Genomic DNA, 22,011 nt, shown 5'->3' with positions numbered 1-22,011 from the left:
TGACAATACGGGGCTTTGTTATTTGGAAAGGAAAATAAAAAATAAATACAAACTAAATTAACGTATGAATTCTGCACTATTTGTAGTTGTATTGATTACCGGATTGGCGCTGGTAGGAGCGGCTCTGTTGATAGCCGGCCTCATTTCGCCACGCTCGTTCAATCCGCAAAAGGGAGAGCCCTATGAGTGTGGTATCCCCTCGCGAGGAGAATCGTGGATGCAGTTCAAGGTAGGCTATTATCTGTTTGCCATTCTGTATCTGATGTTCGACGTTGAAACGGTATTCTTGTTCCCCTGGGCGGTTATATTGAAAGATTTAGGTGTAGCCGGATTATTTAATATTTTATTTTTCATGGTAGTACTTATCCTGGGATTGGTATATGCCTGGAAGAAAGGAGCACTCGAATGGAAGTGAAAATCAAATCGATGAAGTATGAAGACTTCAAAGACAATGAATATATTGAACAGCTTATCAATGAACTCAAAGCGTCCAATACCAATGTGGTGGTGGGATGCCTTGACGAGGTTATCAACTGGGGCCGCTCCAACTCGCTGTGGCCTCTTACCTTTGCGACAAGTTGCTGCGGTATCGAGTTTATGTCGCTCGGCGCAGCGCGGTACGACATGGCCCGTTTCGGGTTTGAAGTAGCTCGTGCCAGTCCGCGTCAGGCCGACTTTGTGATGGTAGCCGGTACCATCGTACACCGCATGGCGCCTGTATTGCGCCGGTTGTACGACCAGCTGGCCGAGCCCAAGTATGTGGTAGCCGTGGGTGGTTGTGCCGTATCGGGCGGGCCGTTCAGAAAATCGTATCACGTATTGAAAGGAGTTGACGAAATTCTTCCGGTCGATGTCTATATCCCGGGGTGTCCTCCGAGACCCGAAGCCATGTTCTACGGCTTGATGCAGTTGCAACGTAAGGTGAAAGTGGAGAAATTCTTCGGTGGCGTAAATCGTCAGGAAAAACGAGAGAAAGTATTAGGAAAATAATATAAGTTACCTATATGGCAAACATACAGCAAGAAATAAGCAGTTTTCTGCCGGAGGCTACCTTTGTAGAAGGAACCATTCTGGAAGTGTCGGTTCCCGATGCCAAGTGGCACGATTTGGCGCTCTATTTGCACGACAAACTGCACTTCGACTATTTGGTTTCTATCGTAGGCATGGACTGGGGCGAGACCTTGGGTTGTGTCTATTATTTCACATGCACGGCCGACAATTCTCAAGTTTCGGTAAAAGTCGAAACGGCCGACCGCGAAAACCCGTTGCTCCATTCGGTTACCGACCTTTGGAAATCGGCCTATCTGTACGAGCGTGAGGTCTACGACTTCTTCGGCATCCGCTTCATCAACCACCCCGACATGCGCCGGTTGTTCCTGCGCAACGACTGGGTGGGATACCCCCTGCGCAAAGACTACGATGCCAGCCCCGAGGTTAACCCCATTCGGCTTGAGCACGAGGCTGTCGACGATGTAACGCACGCTATTGTCGAGACTCCCGACGGTAAACTCGAGGAGCGCACCAACACGATATTCGCACCCGAAGAGTTCGTCGTGAACATCGGTCCCCAACACCCCGCTACGCACGGTGTATTGCGTCTGCGCACCTCGCTCGAGGGTGAGATTGTCAAGAAAATCGATGTCTATTGCGGTTATGTACACCGCGGAATCGAGAAGTTGTGCGAATCGCTCACCTATCCGCAGACACTCCACTTTGCCGACCGTCTCGACTATCTGTCGGCTCAGCAAAACCGTCACGCCGTGTGCCTCTGTATCGAGGATGCCCTTCAACTCGAAATCCCGGCCCGTGCACAATATGTGCGCACCATCATGGATGAGTTGATGCGTATCTCGTCGCACTTGCTCTTCTATGCAACCTTTTGCATGGACTTGGGTGCAACGACGGCTTTCTTCTACGGTTTCCGCGATCGTGAGAAAATACTCGACATCTTTGAAGAGACTTGCGGTGCCCGCATGACCTTCAACTACTATACGATTGGCGGTCTTATGGCCGACATTCATCCCGACTTCCAACGCAAGGTGAAAGAGTTTTGCGCCTACTTGCCCGGCATGCTGAAAGACTATCACACCCTCTTTACGGGCAACGTGATTGCACAGCAACGTATGAAAGGCGTAGGTCTGCTCTCTCGCGAGGATGCTATCTCGTACGGCATTGCCGGCCCGTCGGGCCGTGCTTCGGGCTGGGCCTGCGACGTGCGCAAGAACCACCCCTATGCCATGTACGACAAGGTAGAGTTCAAAGAGATTGTCCGCACCGAGGGCGATGTATTTGCCCGCTACATGGTGCGTATGGATGAAATACTGGAGTCGATCCACATCATCGAACAACTCATCGACAATATCCCCGAGGGCGATTATGCACTGAAGATGAAACCTATTATCAAACTGCCCGAAGGCCGTTACTTCCGTCAGGTCGAGGCCAGTCGTGGCCCGATAGGTATCTTTATCGAGAGTCATGGGGATAAGAATCCGTATCGGTTGAAAATCAACTCGGCCTGCTTGCCGCTGGTCGGCGGGCTCGACCCGATGTGTCGTGGTGGTAAAATTGCCGACCTCATTGCCATCGGCGGTTCGCTCGACTATGTAATCCCCGATATGGACAGATAATTAGTAATCAAAAATAAATTAAAGAATAAGTTATGTTCGACTTTTCGATAGTTACCCACTGGATAGATAATTTGTTGAGGAGTGTAATGCCCGGCTGGGGAGCTTTGCTGATTGAATTTGTACTGGTAGGCGTGGCGCTGCTGCTGTTGTATGCGGTGTTGGCCCTGTTCTACATCTATTTCGAGCGTAAGGTGTGCGCCTTCTTCCAATGCCGTCTGGGTCCCAATCGAGTAGGCCCCTACGGTATATTCCAGAGCGTGGCCGATATGTTCAAGATTCTGATCAAAGAGTTGATCTCGTTGAACCACATCGATAAGTTCCTGTTCAATCTGGCTCCTTATCTGGTTATTGTGGCCTCGATGTTGGCCTTCGGCTGCTTGCCTTTCGGTAAAGGGTTGCAGGTGATCGATTTCAACATCGGTATCTTCTTCCTGATAGCCGTATCGTCGATTGGCGTGCTGGGTATCCTGCTGGCCGGTTGGTCGAGCCACAACAAATACACCCTGATCGGTGCCATCCGAAGCGGTGCTCAAATGGTGAGCTATGAGCTCTCCATCGGGTTGTCGGTGTTGACGATGGTAGTCTTTGCCGGTACGATGTCGATTACCGGTATCGTCGAGGCACAGAACAACGGCTGGTTCATCTTCACGGGTCATATCCCCGCCATCGTGGCTTTCCTCATTTACCTGGTTGCCGGTACGGCCGAGACCAACCGTGGCCCGTTCGACTTGCCCGAGGCCGAGAGTGAGTTGACGGCAGGTTATCACACCGAGTATTCGGGTATCCACTTCGGTTTCTTCTATCTGGCCGAGTATTTGAACCTGTTCATTGTTTCGGGTGTAGCCTCGCTGCTCTTCCTGGGAGGTTGGATGCCGTTGCATATTCCCGGATGGGAGAGCTTCAACCACGTTATGGACTATATCCCGTCGGTGGTTTGGTTCTTTGGTAAAGCCATTGTGATTTCGTTTATAATCATTTGGTTCAAGTGGACTTTCCCTCGTTTGAGAATCGACCAGCTGTTGCGTCTCGAGTGGAAATACTTGTTACCGCTGAACTTGATAAATCTCTTTGTAATGGTGCTCATCGTGATTTACGGGCTGCACTTTTAATGGATAAAATATAATACTGATAATAGAGGTAAAGCTATGGCAGATAAATTTGGATATATCACGCAGGTCATCGGGCCGGTTGTCGATGTCACCTTCGAAGGCGAAGGTAACGACGTGCCGCCTATTTATGCTGCACTGAAAATCGAGCGTGAAAACGGCTCCGACCTGATTGTCGAAGTGGAGCAACATATCGGTGAAAATACGGTACGCTGCGTCGCAATGGATTCTACCGACGGTCTTGTACGCGGTATGAAAGCAATCGACTTGCAACGGCCCTTGTCAATGCCTACGGGCTCACAGTTAAAAGGGCGTTTGATGAATGTGTTGGGCGAGACGATCGACCACCTTCCTGCTCTGGATTATACCGAATTGAAATCGATACACCAGGAGGCTCCGGCTTTTGACGACCTCTCTATCAGTACCGAGATGCTTTATACGGGAATCAAGGTAATCGATTTGCTCGAACCCTATTCGAAGGGTGGTAAAATCGGTTTGTTCGGTGGTGCCGGTGTAGGTAAGACCGTGCTGATTAAGGAACTTATCAACAACATTGCCAAGGGACACAACGGATTCTCGGTATTCACCGGTGTAGGTGAGCGTACTCGTGAAGGTAATGACCTCTTGCGCGAGATGATCGAATCGGGTATCATGTCGTATGGCAAGAAGTTCGAGGAGGGTATGGCTCGTGGCGAATGGAATCTGCAGGATGTCGATATGGGTCAGGTGAACCAGTCGCAGGCCACCTTGGTGTTCGGCCAGATGAACGAACCGCCGGGAGCCCGTTTGCGTGTGGCTCTGGCCGGTTTGACGGTTGCCGAGCAATTCCGCGACTCCGATGGCGGTGGTAAAGAGATTCTGCTCTTTATCGACAACATCTTCCGTTTCACTCAGGCCGGATCCGAGGTGTCGGCGCTTTTGGGCCGTATGCCTTCGGCCGTAGGTTATCAGCCGACGCTGGCCTCCGAGATGGGTAAATTGCAAGAGCGTATCACCTCGACCAAGCAGGGATCTATCACTTCGGTTCAGGCCATTTATGTGCCGGCCGACGACTTGACCGACCCCGCACCGGCCACGACCTTCAACTTCCTGGATGCAACTACGGTGTTGAGCCGTAAAATATCGGAGCTGGGTATCTACCCGGCCGTAGACCCGCTGGAGTCGACCTCGCGTATTCTCGACCCCCATATCGTGGGCGAGGAGCACTATCAGGTGGCTCAGGCCGTGAAACAGTTGTTGCAGCACTACAACGAGTTGCAGGATATTATCGCTATCCTGGGTGTCGACGAGTTGTCTGACGAGGACAAGCTGGTGGTAAACCGGGCTCGTCGAGCACAACGGTTCCTCTCGCAACCCTTCCATGTAGCCGAACAGTTTACCGGCGTGCCCGGTGTGATGGTTCCGCTCGAGGAGACGATTCGCGGTTTCAAGATGATTCTCAGCGGCGAGATGGACGAGTATCCCGAGCAAGCCTTCTTGAACGTAGGTACGATCGACGAGGCTATTGCCAAGGGTAAGAAATTGTTGGAGCAGGCCCAAGCGGCTCACTAAAAAGAGGAATGAATTATGGTACTTGAAATTATATCTTCGGAACAAATCCTTTTCCAGGGAGAGGTCGAATCGGTCACCTTGCCGGGTGCCCAAGGTTCGTTTACCGTTCTTGAAAATCATGCATCGCTGATTTCGACGCTCGATGCCGGTACCATTGAATATGTGACGGCAGGCGAACGCCATTCGGTACCTGTCGGTGGCGGGTTTGTCGATGTGGATAACAACCGTGTGGCTGTGTGCATACGGTAATTGCTGGAGTAAAAAGAGATGAGAAAACAAATCGCATACATAGTAGCTTTTTTGTTGATGGCCTTTTCGTTCAACCTGTCGGCTCAAGAGACGAGCGGCACGGAAGAGGAGAAAGCCTTTAACCCGAAAGAGACGATTTTTAAGCACCTGCTCGATGAATATAGCTGGGAGTTGCCTTTCTCGCACGAGCACAAGATCTCGCTTCCGGTTATTGTGAGAGACTATAAGGGCGACTGGAACATCTTCTGGTCGAGCCGTCTCGAACACGGGCAGCAGTACGAGGGTTTCTATATTGCTCAAGACGGCCCCAACAAGGGCAAGGTCGAGAGTGTCGACGACCAGGGCAACCGTTACCGGCCGCTCGATTTGTCGATTACGAAAAACGTGTTGGCCCTGATTATCGCCGCTCTGTTGTGCCTCTGGTGTGTGCTCTCGGTAGCTCGCTGGTACAAGAAGAAGCACTACAAGGCACCTCGTAAGGGGGTAGGAGCCATCGAGTTCCTCATCGAGTTTATCTATACGGGAGTCATCAAGAGCACGCTGGGCGACAAGGCCCCCCGTTTTGCCCCCTACCTGCTTACGATATTCTTCTTCATCTTGTTGATGAACCTGCTGGGGCTGATAGTCATCTTCCCCGGTGGAGCCAACCTGACAGGCAATATCGCCGTCACCATGGTGTTGGCCTTGTGTACCTTTATCGTGGTGAATGTGAAAGGAACCAAGGAGTACTGGAAAGAGACCTTCTGGCCCGATGTGCCTCTGTGGTTGAAGTTCCCGCTTCCCATCATGCCGCTCATCGAGGTGTTTGGTATCTTCACCAAACCGGCGGCCCTCATGGTCCGTCTCTTTGCCAACATGATGGGTGGTCACATGATTATCCTGTCGCTCATCTCGCTCATCTTTATCTTCGGCGCTTTTGGTGCCGTGGTCGTAGGCGGCATAACCGTCATATCGGTGCTCTTCTCGCTCTTCATGCTGATGATAGACACCCTGGTATCGTTTATCCAGGCCTATGTATTTACGATGCTTTCGACGCTGTTCATTTCGTTGGCACAGGTCGAGGGGCATCATGAAGGAAAAACAGAAAAAGTAGAAAAATAAAATAAGTGTATAATCTCTAAACAACAAACATTATGTTAGGAATGATTTTATTACAAGCAGCAGCCGGCGCAAGTCTGGCTAAATTGGGAGCATGTATTGGTGCTGGTATCGCAGCTATCGGAGCCGGTGTAGGTATCGGTAAGATCGGTTCGTCGGCAATGGATGCTATTGCCCGTCAGCCCGAAGCCAGTGGCGATATTCGAAGCAACATGATTGTGATTGCAGCCCTTGTCGAAGGTGTTGCCCTGTTTGCTGTAATCGTTTGCGTGCTGTCCTTGTTCATCTAATCATAAGATATGGAACTGTTCACGCCCGAAATAGGGTTGGTATTCTGGATGTTCGTTGTCTTCGTCATCCTGTTTGTCATACTCGCCAAGTTTGGCTGGCCGTACATCTTGCGCAGCCTCGACGAACGAGCCGAGTTCATTGACAAAGGGGTCGAGTATGCCCAAGAGGCAAAATCGCACCTGGACAACGCACAGGCCGAAGCCAAAGCTCTTTTGGTCGAAGCGCAGAAACAACAAATGGAGATTCTGCACGAAGCAGCCCAGATGAAGACTCAGATTATAGAAGAAGCTCGTCAGGCTGCCTCGGTAGAAGCTAAAAAAGTGATGGACGCTGCGGCCGTGTCGATCGAGCAGGCTCGCAAAGAGTCGGAACTCCAGTTCCGTCGCGAGGTGAGCCAGTTTGCCCTGCAAATTGCCGAGAAGATGGTGCGTAAGCAACTCTCCGATGACAAGACCCAGGTCGAAATGGTCGACAAACTGTTGAATGAAATTGAGAATCATAACTAATAGAACATGAACGAGGGGTTAATACCGAATAGATATGCGAAGGCTCTTTATAAATATGCCCGGGAACATGGTGTAGCCGAGGCAATTTATGAAGAGATGAAACGCTTTGATGATGCCTTCAAGACACATCCAGAGTTTTCCAAGATATTGGGTAACCCGGCTCTATCTCCATCGGACAAGGTACGGGTGTTGTCATCGGCTTTCGGTGAAAAGCCCGACGACTACCTGCTCCGTTTTGTTCAGTTAGTTATCAAGAACCGTCGCGAAACGTTTGTAAGGTCTATCGGGTTGGCCTATCAGGATATCTACCGTCGGGCCAATCACATTGCCCGGGTGACGATAACCACGGCTACCGCTTTGCCTAAAGAGGTGCTGGGCCGTATCGGTGACCTTATGAAAAAGCAAACGGACAAGACGCTGGAATTTGTTTATGAAATAGATCCCACCCTTATCGGCGGATTTATTTTGCGCGTAGATTCGATGCAATTAGATGCTTCGGTCAATAGTGAATTAAAAAAATTGCGTTTGAAATTGCTAAACAGCAAGTGATATGATAAAACCCAGTGAAATATCGGATATATTGAAAAAACAACTCGACGAGGTCGATTCCAAAATCAATTTCGAAGAAGTAGGTACTGTTCTCGAAGTCGGTGATGGTGTGGCCCATGTGTACGGGCTCGACAATGTGCGCTCCAACGAACTGATCGAGTTTGAAAACGGCGTGCACGGCGTGGCCATGAACCTGGAGGAGAGTAATGTGGGTGTCATTTTGCTCGATAATGTCGATAAGGTTACCGAGAATATGACGGCTCGCCGTACCGGCGAAATTGCTTCTCTGCCCGTAGGCGAAGGTTTGCTTGGTCGAGTTATCAACACGTTGGGTGAACCTATCGACGGTGCAGGGCCTATCCAGGGCGATCTCATCCGATTGCCCCTCGAGCGCAAGGCTCCGGGTGTAATCTTCCGTCAGCCTGTGAACCAGCCTTTGCAGACCGGCATCAAGGCCATCGACTCGATGGTGCCCATAGGCCGCGGACAGCGTGAGTTGATTATCGGTGACCGCCAGATCGGTAAAACGGCTATCGCCATCGATACGATTATCAACCAACGAGAAAATTACAAAAACGGCGACCCCTTGTACTGTATCTATGTAGCTATCGGACAGAAAGCCTCGTCGGTAGCTGCCTTGGTCAATACGTTGCGGGAGCATGGCGCGCTCGACTATACGGTTGTGTTGGCGGCCAACGCCTCCGACTCGGCTGCGATGCGCTACTATGCACCGTTTGCCGGAGCCGCTATCGGCGAATACTTCAGAGACCGTGGCTGTCACGCTCTGGTCATCTACGACGACCTCTCGAAACAGGCTGTGGCCTATCGTGAAATTTCGCTGATTCTTCGCCGTCCGTCGGGTCGTGAAGCCTATCCGGGCGATATTTTCTATCTGCACTCCCGTCTGCTCGAGCGTGCAGCCAAGATTATCGACAACGACGAGGTTGCCGCTTCGATGAACGACCTGCCCGAGGTTTTGAAACCGATGGTAAAAGGTGGCGGTTCGCTCACGGCATTGCCTATCATCGAGACTCAAGCCGGCGACGTATCGGCCTATATTCCTACCAACGTAATTTCGATTACCGACGGTCAGATATTCCTGGAGACCGCCCTCTTCAACCAGGGTGTGCGCCCTGCCATCAACGTAGGTATATCGGTATCGCGTGTAGGTGGCGATGCTCAGGTGAAGGCCATGAAGAAGATTGCCGGTACCCTGAAGATCGACCAGGCCCAGTTCCGCGAGCTCGAGTCGTTCACCAAGTTTGGTGGCGATGTAGACCCCGTAACGGCCATGACTATCGACAAGGGTCGCAAGAACGAGCGAATCCTCATTCAGCCCCAATACTCGCCGATACCTGTCGAGGAGGAGATTGCCATCATCTATTGCGGTACGCAAGGCCTGTTGCACAATGTACCCCTCGAGAAGGTAGCCGAATTTGAGAAATTGTATTTGCAGATATTGAAATCAAAATATAGCCACGAGGTCCTGGACGAACTGCGTATAGGACATCTCGACGACAAGATTGCCGCCCTGATGACCGAAGTCGCTACCGAGGTGGCTAACCGATTTAAGGCATAAACTATGGCATCAATGCGCGACTTGAAAGGAAGAATCGGCTCGGTCGCTTCTTCCGAAAAAATAACCGGTGCGATGAAGATGATTTCGTCGGCCAAGATGCACAAAGCCGATATGGCTTTGCGCCGTGTTCGGCCGTTCCGGGATCAGATTCAGCGTACTATCAATCATCTTATTTCTGCCGATGCAGAATACAGTTCTCCGCTCACCGAGGCACGTCCCGTGAAGCGGAGGGCCGTAGTCTTGCTCAGTTCGGACGAGGGATTGTGTGGCGCATTCAACATGAATCTGTTTAAACGCACACTCGAGCTGATAAACCGGGGGCGTGAAGAGGCCGGTAATTCCGTGATGTTTGTTGTTTATCCGGTAGGAAAGAAAGCCTCTCAATTTGCCCGTAAACTGGTGGGCAAGGGTGTGGAGATTGCCGTAGTCGATTACATGACGGCCAAGAGTTCGGGCGAAGAGATTGCCCGTTTCACGAGCGAACTTACCCGCGACTTCCTGGCAGGCAAAATCGACGAAATAGAGGTCGTATATACCCATTACAAGAGTGCCAGTAAACAACTGTTGGCTACGCGCAAGCTATTGCCTATCTCGGCCGGCGATTTGGTTACCGGCGAGAAGGTCGAGCGCAATAAGCCCTACTTGTTCGAGCCCGATGTGAATACCATCTATAATGAGGTACTGCCGCTTTATGTCTTGGCAAATATGCAGGAAGCTATCAGTTCGAACCGGGTTTCGGAACAGGCGGCACGGGTGATGGCCATGCAGTCGGCAAACGATAATGCAAAAGAATTGTTGGACGATTTGCAGCTGGAATACAACAAGTTGCGTCAGCAAAGCATTACTTCCGAGTTGTTGGATATTGCAGGAGGACAAGGCGCACAAGATTGATATATCGAGATTGGGAGCTTGGTGTGCCAGGCTCTTTTTGACGAACGAAATAAACCATAGTGTTAACTAATAAAATAAGAGTTCTATAAAGAAATTTATGGGAAGTTTAAAAAATTACATGACATCTTTCTGGAAAGGATTGCTGAGCCTTCTTCAAGGAATGGGGGTTACCGGTAAATACTTCTTGAGCCGGAAAGTTACCGAACAGTATCCCGAAAACCGGGCGACCTTGAAAATCCCCGAGCGTTTCAGAGGTACGTTGACCTTGATTTACGATGAAAACGGGCAGCACAAATGTGTGGCTTGCGGTATTTGTCAGATGAATTGCCCCAACGGGACGATTAAGATCGAGGCGTCGAAGATTACCACCGAAGATGGTAAGACCAAGCGAGTGTTAGATAAATATGTGTATGACTTGGGCAGTTGCACCTTCTGTCAGATGTGTGTGACTACATGTCCTCACCATGCCATCAAGTTCACCAACGAATTTGAACACGCCGTATTCCGGCGCGAGAAACTGGTGAAGATTCTCAATCATACCGATAACCCAACCGAAAAATAATAGATTAACATTATGGAACAAATAGCAAATCAAGTTATTTTTGGCTTGCTGGCATTGGTCATCGTGGTGTGCTCGATCTTGACAGTCACCACGCGACGCATTTTGCGGGCAGCCACGTACCTCCTGTTCGTTCTGTTTGCGACAGCCGGTATTTACTTTCAGCTTGACTTCACCTTCTTGGGAGCAGTACAGTTAGCCGTCTATGCCGGTGGTATTGTAGTGCTGTTTGTCTTCTCGATCTTGTTGACGAGTCATCCCGGCGACAAGGCGCAGTTGCTTACCCCGAAGAAACGCGTGGTCGGGCTCATAGCTTCGATATTCGGTGCAATCGTGTGCGGCTATACGCTGCTCACCTATCCGTTCTTCACCAAACCGCTCACCAGTGTCATCACCGGCGAGGTAGACATGAAGGTGATAGGACATGCTCTCATGGGAATGGACAAGTTCCAGTACCTGTTGCCCTTCGAAGCGCTCAGTGTGTTGTTATTGGCTTGTATCATCGGTGGCATTATGATTGCCCGTAAAAGATAAGAACTATGGAAATACCAATGATTGCCTATTTGGTGGTAAGTACCATCATGTTTTTTGCCGGGGTTTACGGGTTCGTTACGCGTAAGAATATGCTGGCGATGCTCATTTCGCTCGAATTGATGCTCAATGCGGCCGACATCAACTTTGTGGTGTTCAACCGTTACCTTTTTCCCGAGGCATTGGAGGGATTCTTTTTCACCCTCTTTGCAATAGGTATTGCCGCTGCCGAGACAGCGCTTGCCATTGCGATCATTATCAACATCTTCCGCCACATCCGGAATGTTGACGTGCATAACCTTGATAAAATGAAATATTGATCGATATGGAATATTCAGTGATAATACTTTTACTTCCGCTTTGCATGTTCCTCTTTCTGGGACTTGTGGGGCATAAGTTGAGCGAGCGTGTAGCCGGTATTCTGGGAACCCTCGGGCTGACCGTAACGGCCGTGCTGGCCTATGTGGTAGCGTTCAACTATTTTACTATGCCGCGCAATGCCGAAGGCGTTTTTGAAACCTTGCAGCCGGTCAATTTTGAATGGTTGCGCTTTACCGAGCACCTGCATATCGATCTGGGTATCTTGCTCGATCCTATTTCGGTGATGATGCTGGTTGTGATTACGACAGTCTCGCTCATGGTTCATATCTACAGTATGGGCTACATGCACGGCGAGAAGGGCTTCCAGCGTTACTACGCTTTCCTGTCGCTCTTCAGCTTCTCGATGCTGGGTCTGGTGGTAGCTACCAACATTTTCCAGATGTATATCTTCTGGGAGCTGGTGGGTGTTTCGTCTTACCTGCTTATCGGATTCTACTATACGAAACCGGCTGCGGTATCGGCTTCGAAAAAGGCCTTTATCGTGACCCGTTTTGCCGACTTGGGCTTCCTGATCGGTATCCTTATCCTCTCGTTCTTTACCCAGACGTTCGACTTCCAGACGCTGATGTCGAATCCCACGTCGCTGGTAACCGAGACGGCCGGCATGACCTTCATGGGTTGCTCGGTAGCCGCCTGGGCCATGGCACTCATCTTCATGGGTGGTGCCGGTAAGTCGGCCATGTTCCCGTTGCACATTTGGTTGCCCGATGCCATGGAGGGTCCTACTCCCGTATCGGCCCTGATCCACGCCGCCACCATGGTGGTAGCCGGTGTTTATCTGGTAGCCCGGCTCTTCCCCATGTATTGCGCCGTGCCCGAGGTGCTCGACCTCATTACCTGGGTGGGTGCCATCACGGCTCTCTATGCGGCTGTCGTTGCCTGTGTACAAACCGACATCAAACGTGTACTTGCCTTCTCGACCATCTCGCAAATCGCCTTTATGATGGTGGCTCTGGGTGTGGCATTCGATAGTGACCTGCACGCCGGTCTCGGCTACATGGCCTCTATGTTCCACCTCTTCACGCACGCCATGTTCAAGGCTCTGCTCTTCCTCGGTGCCGGTTGTATTATCCACGCCGTTCACTCCAACGAGATGTCGGCCATGGGTAACTTGCACAAGTATATGCCGGTGACTCACATCACCTTCCTCATTGCCTGCTTGGCTATCGCCGGTATTCCTCCCTTCTCGGGCTTCTTCAGTAAGGACGAAATCCTCACGGCCGCTTTTGAAAAGAGCACCCTTTGGGGCGTTTGGATGACGGCTGTGGCCGGTCTCACCGCCTTCTACATGTTCCGGTTGTACTACCGCATCTTCTGGTGGAGCAAACCCGACTACGGTCACCACACACCGCACGAGGCTCCTGCCACCATGTATCTGCCGTTGGTATTCCTGGCTCTGGTTACCTGCGTGGCCGGTTTCATTCCCTTCGGCGAATTTGTATCGGTAAACGGCGAGGCTTATCACATTCACCTCGACTGGTCGGTAGCTACGACGAGCATCATCGTGGCCGTTGCCGCCATTGCGCTGGCTACCTGGATGTACTTCTCTGAGAACTCCAAACCCAAAGCTCTGGCCGACAAGTTCCGTGCTCTGCACACGGCCGCTTATCACCGCTTCTATATGGACGAACTCTACATGTGGGTTACCCACAAGGTAATCTTCCAGCATATCTGCCGACCCATTGCCTGGTTCGACCGTCACATCGTCGACGGTACGATGAATATGTTGGCTACCGTGACCAACGGTGTTTCCTACGGAATCCGCAAGTTGCAGTCGGGTTACATCCAGTGGTATGTATGGGTATTCATTATGGGTGCATTGCTGATTGCCGTATTGGCCATGTGCTTTTAACTGATGGTTGAACGATAAAAAATTAAAGAAACATATGAATTTTCTATCATTATTTGTGCTTATCCCTCTCTTGATGATGCTGGGTCTCTGGATCTCAAGAGATATGAAACAGATACGAACGGTAGCGGTTATTGGTTCAACCTTATTGTTGGCGTTGTCCGTATATACTCTCGTTGAGTTTCTGGCCGAACGCGCTGCTGGAAATACAGCGACGATGTTGTTCACCGACAGCCGCATGTGGTATGCGCCGCTCAATATCCACTATGCCGTGGGCGTAGACGGTGTATCGGTGGCCATGTTGCTGCTCTCGTCTATTATTGTCTTTGCCGGAGTCTTCGCTTCGTGGAAGATCAACCCGCTGCCCAAGGAGTTCTTCTTGTGGTTCATGCTGCTGTCGACCGGTGTATTCGGATTCTTTATCTCGGTCGACCTCTTCACGATGTTCATGTTCTACGAGGTGGCTCTTATCCCCATGTACCTGTTGATTGGCGTTTGGGGTAGCGGTCGCAAAAACTATTCGGCCATGAAGCTGACCCTGATGCTGATGGGTGGTTCGGCCTTGTTGATGATTGGTATTCTGGGTATCTACTACCAGTCGGGTCTCCACTCGATGAACGTGGTAGAAATCGCCGAGCACGGCAATATCCCCATGAACTGGCAATACTTCCTCTTCCCGATGACTTTCGTGGGATTCGGTGTGCTGGGCGCCATGTTCCCGTTCCACACCTGGTCGCCCGACGGTCACGCTTCGGCGCCTACGGCCGTGTCGATGTTGCACGCCGGTGTGCTGATGAAGCTGGGAGGTTACGGTTGCTTCCGCGTAGCTATCTACCTGATGCCTCAGGCTGCTAACGAACTGGCTTGGATATTCTTGATTTTGACCGGTATCAGCGTGGTTTACGGTGCCTTCAGCGCTTGCGTTCAAACCGACTTGAAATACATCAACGCCTACTCTTCGGTAAGCCACTGCGGTCTGGTACTGTTTGCCATCCTCATGCTCAACACGACGGCCATGACCGGTGCCGTGATGCAGATGCTCTCGCACGGTTTGATGACGGCCCTCTTCTTTGCCCTCATCGGTATGATTTACGGTCGTACCCACACGCGTGACATTCGCGAGATGGGCGGCTTGATGCAAATCATGCCTTTCCTCTCGGTAGGTTACGTGATTGCCGGTTTGGCTTCGCTGGGTCTGCCGGGCTTGAGCGGTTTCGTGGCCGAGATGACCATCTTCGTCGGCTCGTTCGAGCATACCGATACGTTCCATCGGGTACTGACTATCGTAGCTTGTACTTCGATTGTGATTACTGCGGTTTATATTTTGCGCGTGGTTGGAAAACTGCTCTATGGTGCCGTACAAAACGAGCATCATCGCGAGTTGAAGGATGCCGAATGGTGGGAACGCCTCTCGGTCATCACACTCATCGTGTGTGTGGTTGCCATCGGTAGCTTCCCGCACTGGATTTCCGACCTCATTCGTGAAGGTGTAGAACCTATTACTAATTTGTTGTCTCAAGCTCTTTAATCATATAGTATATGGATTATTCACAGTTTTTAGTTATGCGCTCGGAAATATCGCTGCTGATTGTATTCTTGCTGATATTTTTCGCAGACACCTTTGGCGGGAAGAAAACCCTCAAAGGATTATCGATTACAGCGTGTGTCTTGTTTGCCTTGCATACGATCTGGAACATCATACCGGTCGAGACGACCTCGGCTTTTGGCGGCATGTATCAAACTTCGCCCATGGCCTCGATGGTAAAGACCGTGCTCAATATAGGTACCTTCATCGTGTTGCTGCAGTCGGTATCGTGGAGCGAGAATCCCGATGTGAAAGTGCGTCGGGGCGAGTTCTACGAATTGTTGCTGATAACCCTCTTCGGTATGTACCTGATGGTTTCGGCCGGTCACTTCCTGCTCTTCTTTATCGGGCTCGAGACCGCTTCGCTGCCTATGGCTGCACTCATCGCCATTACCAAGAAAGACAGCGAGTCGTATGAGGCCGGTGCCAAATACCTCTTTACGGCTGTCTTTTCGTCGGCTCTCTTCCTGCTGGGCCTCTCGTTCCTCTACGGAGTTTCGGGTTCGCTCTACTTCGGCGATATTGCCGTAGCCATCTCGGCCAACCGCACGCCGCTGCTCATCGCCACGATTGTATTCGTGCTGGCCGGTATGGGATTCAAACTTTCGCTGGTTCCCTTCCACTTGTGGACGGCCGACGTTTACGAAGGTGCTCCCACGCAGGTAACCTCTTATCTGTCGGTTATCTCGAAGGGTGCGGCTGCCTTTGCCCTGTTGCTGGTTCTCTACAAGGTCTTCTTCCTCGACCCGGCTATCTGGCAGGGCATCCTGTGGGCCTTGATTGTGCTGACGATTACCATCGGTAACCTGTTTGCCATCCGTCAGAAGAACCTGAAACGATTCCTGGCCTTCTCGTCTATCTCGCAAGCCGGTTACATCATGCTGGGTATTATCTCGGGTTCGGCTCAAGGTATGACGGCTTTGGTTTACTACGTGCTGGTATACATCTTCTCCAACCTGGCTGCCTTTGGTGTTATCTCGTCGATCGAGCGTAACAGCGGCAAGCTGAGCATGGACGACTACAACGGCTTGTACAAGACCAACCCCAAACTGAGTGTAATCATGATGCTGGCCATGTTCTCGCTGGCCGGTATTCCTCCCTTTGCCGGATTCTTCAGCAAGTTCTTCATCTTTGCTTCGGCCATTCACTCGGGCTTCTATATCCTGGTGCTCATCGCCTTGTTGAATACGATCATCTCGCTCTACTACTATCTGCTGGTAGTAAAGGCCATGTTCATCAACACCGAGAACGAGTGCGTGATTCCTGCCTTCCGCAGCGACAACGCATCGCGTGTGAGCCTCGTGGTTTGTGTAGCCGGCATCGTGCTGCTGGGTATTGCCAGCTGTGTTTACGGTTACTTTGCCGACCTCAGCATGCTGGGTATCTGATCGAACGAAAATCTTATTCCATACAGACAACGGCCGAAGAGCGATTTGCTCCTCGGCCGTTGCTTTTTGTGGGGTATGAGAGGGGGGGAGTGTCAGGCGTAGCTGTGCATGCCTCCCAGTAGGAAATTAACTCCGAAATAAGTGATGAGTACGCAACAGAAGGCTGCCACACAAAAGCCGTGGAAAAAGAGGGGCTTTCTAAACAGGGGCAGCGATTCTGTGTGTAGAGCCAAAGCGTAGACGAGCCATGTGATAAGCGCCCATACCTCTTTGGGGTCCCACCCCCAATATCGCCCCCACGAGATATTGGCCCAAATGGCTCCCACAAAGATTCCGGCGGCCAAAGCGAATATAGCGGGATAGAGCAGTATGCGCCCCACGACTTGCAATTGCTCGGACTGCCGGGGGTGTCGCCGGTATAGTAGGAGGCCGGCTATGCCATTGAACATGACAAAGGCCAACAGGGTGTAGGCGGCCATGACGAGGACAACATGTATTGAGAGCAACGGCGAGGTGAGTACCGGCATGAGCGGAGTAATCTGGGGATTCGATTCGCCCATCATCGAGACCATCATGGCCAGCCCGCCGACGAGGTAGCCGGCTGGTAGGATCAGTATGAACCGACGGTAACACAGCATCGTGATACCCAAGGCGCACCATGCCATGAACTGCATGGTTTCGAATCCGTTGGAGAGAGGCCAGTGCTCGGCGATGTAGCTTCGCAGGAGCAGTATGATTGTGAGGTAGATAAAACCGAGAGCAATCCCTGCCGGCAATAGCCGTCGCACAAGAGTCGAGCCCGGGGTTCCCCGGGTGATACGACGGCATATGTAGACAAAGGCTGCCGTCCCGGTGATGATGAGGAGTATGGCCAGAGCCAGCGAATAGTTCATGCGGTTATAGAGTCGCTCGGCTTGCAGCCGGGTCGCCGAAGGGAAATCTTCGCCACAGCACTTTTGCTGGTACCGGCTTATTTTGGTGAAGACCTGCGATAGTGCGGTGTAGTCGCGTTTGGCGACCAGTTCGTTTACATAGTTCATCGATTGTCTGATAAATACGCCTTGCTCGTAAGGCAATTCACGGGGGAGTATATCGACCTGAGAAGCCCAGTGTAGGGTGTCGTTCAACCGATAGGGGAAAATTTGCAACATGGAGCCGGTACAAAGCATCGCCACGAGGTTGAATTTTTCGTTGGCTTCGTTCACACCCCGGTTGTCGCTATTTCCGGTGTAGTCTCTCAGTGCCCGGTTGAAGTCGGTGAGTCGGGCATATCGGCCTTCTATTCCCAACAGTCGCCGAGCTTCGTGACTTTTTATCTTGATCATGGGCTCTTGTTTCCATTCGTCGTAATAGAACAGCCAGCCCGCCAGAACTTGCTCAGGTGTGAGTCCACGGTAACGGCTTTTTCCATAGAGCTTTGTGGTGAAGTCGCGAGCCAGTGTGGAGAGTGGGCAAATGCGTTGGTTGTAATATACACAGAGCTCTCCCAGTTGTGATGATTGTTCCCGGGGAAGGGTGGGGGGAGCCGTTTCGGTGGCTTGTGCCGGGAATAAGGAGGCAAGCAGGATTACGGTACCGAGGCCGATTCCCCGCAGGGCGCAATTATGTAGCAGTCGGCGGAAAGTTCCCATTCGATCGATGAGATGAGCGGCCATTGCCAAAAACAGCAATAGATAGCCTGTGTAGGTGATGGCGATACCCCACGGGTCGTGAGCCACCGACAAGCGTGTGCCGGCTCCGTCGGAGTCGTAGGACGATTGGTAGAAGCGGTAGCCCCGATACCGGGCGATGCGGTTCATGGCGACCGTCTCGCTCCTTGTCTGGTCACCGTCGATGAGGGTTACGCAACTCACGAAGTCGAGGGGCGCCCGGGTACCCGGATAGTATTCAATATGAAATTCTTCAAGGGCGACAGCAAATGGCAACTGTTCTTCCCGCCCCTCGTTGTCGAGATATACCGAGGTGGGTTTGTCGCCTAATCGCAGGTGCAGGGAGCCTTGCCGGCCGGTCAGGTAGGTGACGAAAGCTCCGCATAGAATGATGAGGAGGGCGATGTGCAGCAGACATGAGGCGGGTCGCAATGCCCGACGGCGGCGGAGGAGGTAGATCGCCGCAGAGAGGGCAAAGGTTAACCAGAGGGCTACGAATGTGGGAGATTGGTAGATATGGCGCGAGACAAATGGTGAGCCAAACTCTTTTTCGATGATCGTCGCCGCGGTGAGTACACACAGTATGGCGGCCAGCAGGACGAATGTAATACGTTTGAGAAGTTTCATCGTTCTTGGGATAGGGTTTCTTTATACCTCGAAATGCCGACGTGCGGTACGCCGGCATTTCGTAGGTTTTGTGATGTTATAGCACACAGACGGTTAAATCGCGTCGATGAATTTGACCACGGCATCACGATCTTCTTTGCTCAATGTCCGGAATTTCTCGACCGATTGGCGGGCGTCGCTTTCGGGCGCTCCGTGCCACATGATCGCTTCGATCACATTGCGCGCGCGGCAATCGTGCAGCCTGTCGCTCTCGAACGAACCGGTACATTTCTGGTGCAGGCCTCTACCCCACAGGGGCGTGGTGCGGCACCAGCCGGTGCGTATGTCGTTCTGCATGTGGAGCCGGTGTTGTACCAAGTCGGAGTAAGGCCATATTTTCTGATGAGGATAGCGGGGCAACTCGTTGCCGTAGTTGAAAAATCCGCTGGGGTCGGTGTAATGGTCGTCGCCGGTCGTCCAAGTGGGACGGTGACAATAGCTGCACCCCATTTCGGTGAAGAGTTGTTTGCCCCGTTGTATGGTAGGATCGTCGAGGTTGCGGGCAGCCGGCACGGCCAATCCACGGTGCCATATCATCAAGTCGGTGTAATACTCGTCGCTCATCTCTACCGGGAGGTCGGTCGCCATCAGGTAGTTGTAGATGTCCTGTTCGACGCCGGCGTCGGTTTTCCGGTCGGGAAAATAGTCATAGAACCGGGCTTGTACCTCGGGATCTTTCGAAGCCTTTTCGGCGTATGCCGTTGTCATGTAGTGATAGCGACGGTTCGAGCGGGTCACGTTGGTGATGTTCCAAATAGCGTTAGCACCGGCTGCGTCTTGCAAGGGACCCCGGCTAAGGGCGTAGGTGAAGCGGAAGGGGTGTTTCTCGCCCGTACCGCCATCGCTGGGTTTGGTGTTGCTGTATTGGCTCACCCATTCGCCGTTTTGGAAAATCTTGGGATTCAGGGCAAAGTGGTTGTCTTTCTCCTGCTTGGCATATTCGGCCTTCAGCTCGTCGTCGTCAATGGCATCGAGCAGTCCCGTGCCGTAGATGCCGATGGTCGACTCGAGCCGGATATTCACCTGGTCGGGCGACAGCGTGCGGCCGTCGGTGGTGACGAGGTCTACATAGTAGGCGTCGGCCGGGATGGTCACCTCGGGATAGATGAGTTCGTAGGTGGTACCGTCGGGGAAGGTGTTGTTCCAGCTGTCGGTGTACGATTTCCAGGTAATCTTGATTTTATCCGGATTTATCGGCGCCTTGAAAGGCTCTACGGCAAATAGCTGCGGCATGCCCGTGAGCGAAGCGATATAGTTGTCGTTATCGTCGTAGATGACCAGCAGATAGCCGTTGCCTATCTCGGTAGCGTTGAAAGAGCCTTCTTGCCGTTTACCGTGGCCATAGCCCGGGTGACAGTGCATGCAGGAAGTGCGGATATAGAGGGGGCCTAACCCGCCTCGAACCGACCCGTCGTCGGCCGGGGTGAAAATCTTTTCAAACAGGGCTTCGCCGTTTTTGAACGAGGTGCTCATGCCGGCGTTCTCGACGGCTGCCGATGGTTGCTCGAAGGCCGACGAGGTGGTGTTGAAGGCGGTACCCAGCTGGCCGCCCGTGTAATACTCTTCCGACAACTGCGGTGTAACGGGACGGGGTGTGTCGTCGGGGTTGTCATCTGTGCAACCGGCGACGCACAGCGCCGCCGTTGCAAAAGCCAGTAAAAAGGGATAAGATTTCATAGCTTTTGAAATTATGTGTTGTTTATTGTCCTATGGCCGATTGTGCTTCGTCGAGAGCCTTTTTCAAGTCGTTGCAAGCCGTCGTGGCCTTTTTCCACAGCTCGTTGTGCGAGCCGGCGTAGTTGACAAAGGGGGCTGGAGCTGCATCGATGGCGTTCAATGCCGCCTCGATGGCATTGCGTACGGCTGTGTCGGCCGTGGGGTTGATGCTGGCCAGGTAGTTGCTCACCGACGGGTCGCCCACGTTCATGCCCAGATAGGCGTTCTTGATGCTGACGATATTGTCGTAGAAATCGACTTTGGAGTTTTTGGCATAGGGCGATTCGATGTAGCTGAGGTCTTCCGAAGCTCCGGCGGCTGCTTCGTTGGGGCGTCCTATTTTTTGGTTACCCACCTCGTCGGCGATGTCCGAGCAGCCTTGAATAATTTCTTGGGCGGCTTCGAGATAGCTCTTGTATTTACTGCCTCCTTTACCGGCGTTTTTCATGCTCTCGCCATAGTCGAAGGAGGGTTCGAGTTCGGCCTCGGTAAGCATTGTCTGTTTCTCGGCCGACACGTTGTCAAAGCCTTTCCACGAGGCTTCCAAACGCACGCACTGGTTGGCTAAGTCGCCGGCCACGGCGGTGAGGTAGACCAACTCTTCTTTGCGGTTGAAAGCTCCGGAGCGTGCCTTGCCTGTGGTCGAAGAGGCATCGATCTGGTGGTCGAACAGCATGTACTCGATCGCATGGAATCCCAGCAGGCCGTAGCCCAATCCGGCGGCATACTCGGCGTCCATCATGCCCATGCGCACGGGGTCGTCGAGCAGGGCTTGCAGGTCGGTAGCGTTGAGCGGCCACGAGTCGATATGGGGGTCGATGTTGTAGTCGCCGGCGGCCCCGTAGAGGAAGGCTTCGCTCAACTCCCACTGTTTGCGGGCTTCATACCATTTGGCACAAGCCTGTTCGACTATCGTTTTTGTCGCGGTGCTTAATGAGCCCGAGGCAGCGATGTCGGTCGAGGCATTGGCTTGGGCCGAGGTTTCGATTTGGGCGCAGAGGTCGGCCAGTTCGAGGCAGGCATCGGCCAGCGAAGTGTAGGTAGGTATGACCGTTTTTTCGACGAATGCGGTTGCTGCCGATTGCAATGCCGTTTCGCGCTGTTCTTCCCAAGAGAAATCTTTCTCTTCTTCCGTGCAGGACACACCGCCGAGCAGCAGGGCCGACAAAGCAAATAGTTGTAACGAATTTCTGAAAACTCTTTTCATTGTAATAAATGGTTTTATGATTGAAACAATACG

The 22,011-nt window shown here is 52.1% G+C and carries 21 protein-coding genes; 18 read left to right on the top strand and 3 right to left on the bottom strand.

Translation table 11 applies throughout. The annotated features are described in order from the left end of the window. Window positions 1–64 precede the first annotated feature (64 nt). From ABGT88_RS12750 to ABGT88_RS12665, 18 genes are all read left to right on the top strand, one after another. Complete coding sequence (locus ABGT88_RS12750) at window positions 65–415, top strand: NADH-quinone oxidoreductase subunit A (protein WP_087408875.1); 351 nt, start codon at window positions 65–67, stop codon at window positions 413–415. Then, entirely contained in the window at window positions 406–990 is a 585-nt protein-coding gene (locus ABGT88_RS12745) for an NADH-quinone oxidoreductase subunit B (RefSeq protein ID WP_087408874.1), read from the top strand. Before ABGT88_RS12750 ends, ABGT88_RS12745 begins: the two co-directional genes overlap by 10 nt. 14 nt (window positions 991–1,004) lie before the next feature. Further along, entirely contained in the window at window positions 1,005–2,627 is a 1,623-nt protein-coding gene (locus ABGT88_RS12740; RefSeq protein WP_258327519.1) for an NADH-quinone oxidoreductase subunit C, read from the top strand. A 32-nt stretch (window positions 2,628–2,659) separates the two neighbouring features. Further along, entirely contained in the window at window positions 2,660–3,736 is a 1,077-nt protein-coding gene (gene nuoH, locus ABGT88_RS12735; RefSeq protein ID WP_087408872.1) for an NADH-quinone oxidoreductase subunit NuoH, read from the top strand. Window positions 3,737–3,772: 36 nt separating this feature from the next. After that, window positions 3,773–5,284: a F0F1 ATP synthase subunit beta gene (atpD, locus tag ABGT88_RS12730; protein WP_346702472.1), complete on the top strand. Its 1,512-nt coding sequence runs from the start codon at window positions 3,773–3,775 to the stop codon at window positions 5,282–5,284. Window positions 5,285–5,299: 15 nt separating this feature from the next. Then, window positions 5,300–5,533 carry an ATP synthase F1 subunit epsilon gene (gene atpC / locus ABGT88_RS12725; RefSeq protein WP_087408870.1) on the top strand — a complete coding sequence of 78 codons (234 nt, stop codon included), beginning with the start codon at window positions 5,300–5,302 and terminating at the stop codon, window positions 5,531–5,533. An 18-nt stretch (window positions 5,534–5,551) separates the two neighbouring features. Further along, window positions 5,552–6,634, top strand: a complete 1,083-nt coding sequence (atpB, locus tag ABGT88_RS12720; RefSeq protein ID WP_087408869.1) for a F0F1 ATP synthase subunit A — start codon at window positions 5,552–5,554, stop codon at window positions 6,632–6,634. 32 nt (window positions 6,635–6,666) lie between these two features. Then, window positions 6,667–6,921: an ATP synthase F0 subunit C gene (gene atpE / locus ABGT88_RS12715; protein ID WP_087408868.1), complete on the top strand. Its 255-nt coding sequence runs from the start codon at window positions 6,667–6,669 to the stop codon at window positions 6,919–6,921. A 9-nt stretch (window positions 6,922–6,930) separates the two neighbouring features. Next, complete coding sequence (gene atpF, locus ABGT88_RS12710; RefSeq protein WP_346702469.1) at window positions 6,931–7,428, top strand: F0F1 ATP synthase subunit B; 498 nt, start codon at window positions 6,931–6,933, stop codon at window positions 7,426–7,428. A gap of 6 nt (window positions 7,429–7,434) precedes the next feature. Further along, a complete protein-coding gene (locus ABGT88_RS12705) occupies window positions 7,435–7,977 on the top strand; it encodes a F0F1 ATP synthase subunit delta (RefSeq protein WP_087408866.1) in 543 nt (180 codons plus the stop codon). A gap of 1 nt (window position 7,978) precedes the next feature. Continuing rightward, window positions 7,979–9,556, top strand: a complete 1,578-nt coding sequence (atpA, locus tag ABGT88_RS12700; RefSeq protein WP_087408865.1) for a F0F1 ATP synthase subunit alpha — start codon at window positions 7,979–7,981, stop codon at window positions 9,554–9,556. 3 nt (window positions 9,557–9,559) lie between these two features. Beyond that, window positions 9,560–10,447: an ATP synthase F1 subunit gamma gene (gene atpG, locus ABGT88_RS12695; protein ID WP_241147836.1), complete on the top strand. Its 888-nt coding sequence runs from the start codon at window positions 9,560–9,562 to the stop codon at window positions 10,445–10,447. Between the two features lie 97 nt (window positions 10,448–10,544). Further along, window positions 10,545–11,009, top strand: coding sequence for an NADH-quinone oxidoreductase subunit I (locus tag ABGT88_RS12690; protein ID WP_087408863.1), 465 nt, complete (start codon window positions 10,545–10,547; stop codon window positions 11,007–11,009). 12 nt (window positions 11,010–11,021) lie between these two features. Continuing rightward, window positions 11,022–11,540, top strand: a complete 519-nt coding sequence (locus ABGT88_RS12685; RefSeq protein ID WP_258327521.1) for an NADH-quinone oxidoreductase subunit J — start codon at window positions 11,022–11,024, stop codon at window positions 11,538–11,540. 5 nt (window positions 11,541–11,545) lie between these two features. Continuing rightward, window positions 11,546–11,857 (top strand): NADH-quinone oxidoreductase subunit NuoK, encoded by a 312-nt coding sequence (gene nuoK, locus ABGT88_RS12680; RefSeq protein WP_241147835.1) that lies wholly within the window; start codon window positions 11,546–11,548, stop codon window positions 11,855–11,857. Window positions 11,858–11,862: 5 nt separating this feature from the next. Then, window positions 11,863–13,770 (top strand): NADH-quinone oxidoreductase subunit L, encoded by a 1,908-nt coding sequence (gene nuoL, locus ABGT88_RS12675; RefSeq protein WP_087408947.1) that lies wholly within the window; start codon window positions 11,863–11,865, stop codon window positions 13,768–13,770. Between the two features lie 34 nt (window positions 13,771–13,804). Then, window positions 13,805–15,295 carry a NuoM family protein gene (locus tag ABGT88_RS12670; RefSeq protein WP_087408860.1) on the top strand — a complete coding sequence of 497 codons (1,491 nt, stop codon included), beginning with the start codon at window positions 13,805–13,807 and terminating at the stop codon, window positions 15,293–15,295. Window positions 15,296–15,306: 11 nt separating this feature from the next. Continuing rightward, the gene (locus ABGT88_RS12665) at window positions 15,307–16,740 is read left to right on the top strand and encodes an NADH-quinone oxidoreductase subunit N (protein WP_087408859.1); all 1,434 of its coding nucleotides are present in this window, start codon (window positions 15,307–15,309) and stop codon (window positions 16,738–16,740) included. Between the two features lie 92 nt (window positions 16,741–16,832). Here the strand turns inward: ABGT88_RS12665 and ccsA are convergent, their stop codons facing one another. The 3 genes from ccsA to ABGT88_RS12650 form a co-directional block, all read right to left on the bottom strand. Continuing rightward, the gene (ccsA, locus tag ABGT88_RS12660) at window positions 16,833–19,016 is read right to left on the bottom strand and encodes a cytochrome c biogenesis protein CcsA (protein WP_346702464.1); all 2,184 of its coding nucleotides are present in this window, start codon (window positions 19,014–19,016) and stop codon (window positions 16,833–16,835) included. 93 nt (window positions 19,017–19,109) lie between these two features. Further along, entirely contained in the window at window positions 19,110–20,732 is a 1,623-nt protein-coding gene (locus ABGT88_RS12655) for a di-heme oxidoredictase family protein (protein ID WP_346702462.1), read from the bottom strand. Between the two features lie 22 nt (window positions 20,733–20,754). Next, on the bottom strand, window positions 20,755–21,978 hold the full coding sequence (locus ABGT88_RS12650) for an imelysin family protein (RefSeq protein ID WP_346702460.1): 1,224 nt from the start codon (window positions 21,976–21,978) through the stop codon (window positions 20,755–20,757). Window positions 21,979–22,011 lie beyond the last annotated feature (33 nt).

The organism is Barnesiella sp. An22 (assembly GCF_963931395.1).
In the GTDB taxonomy this organism is placed as follows: Bacteria; Bacteroidota; Bacteroidia; order Bacteroidales; family Barnesiellaceae; genus Barnesiella; species Barnesiella merdigallinarum.
This window is presented reverse-complemented; position numbering and strand designations above follow the sequence as displayed.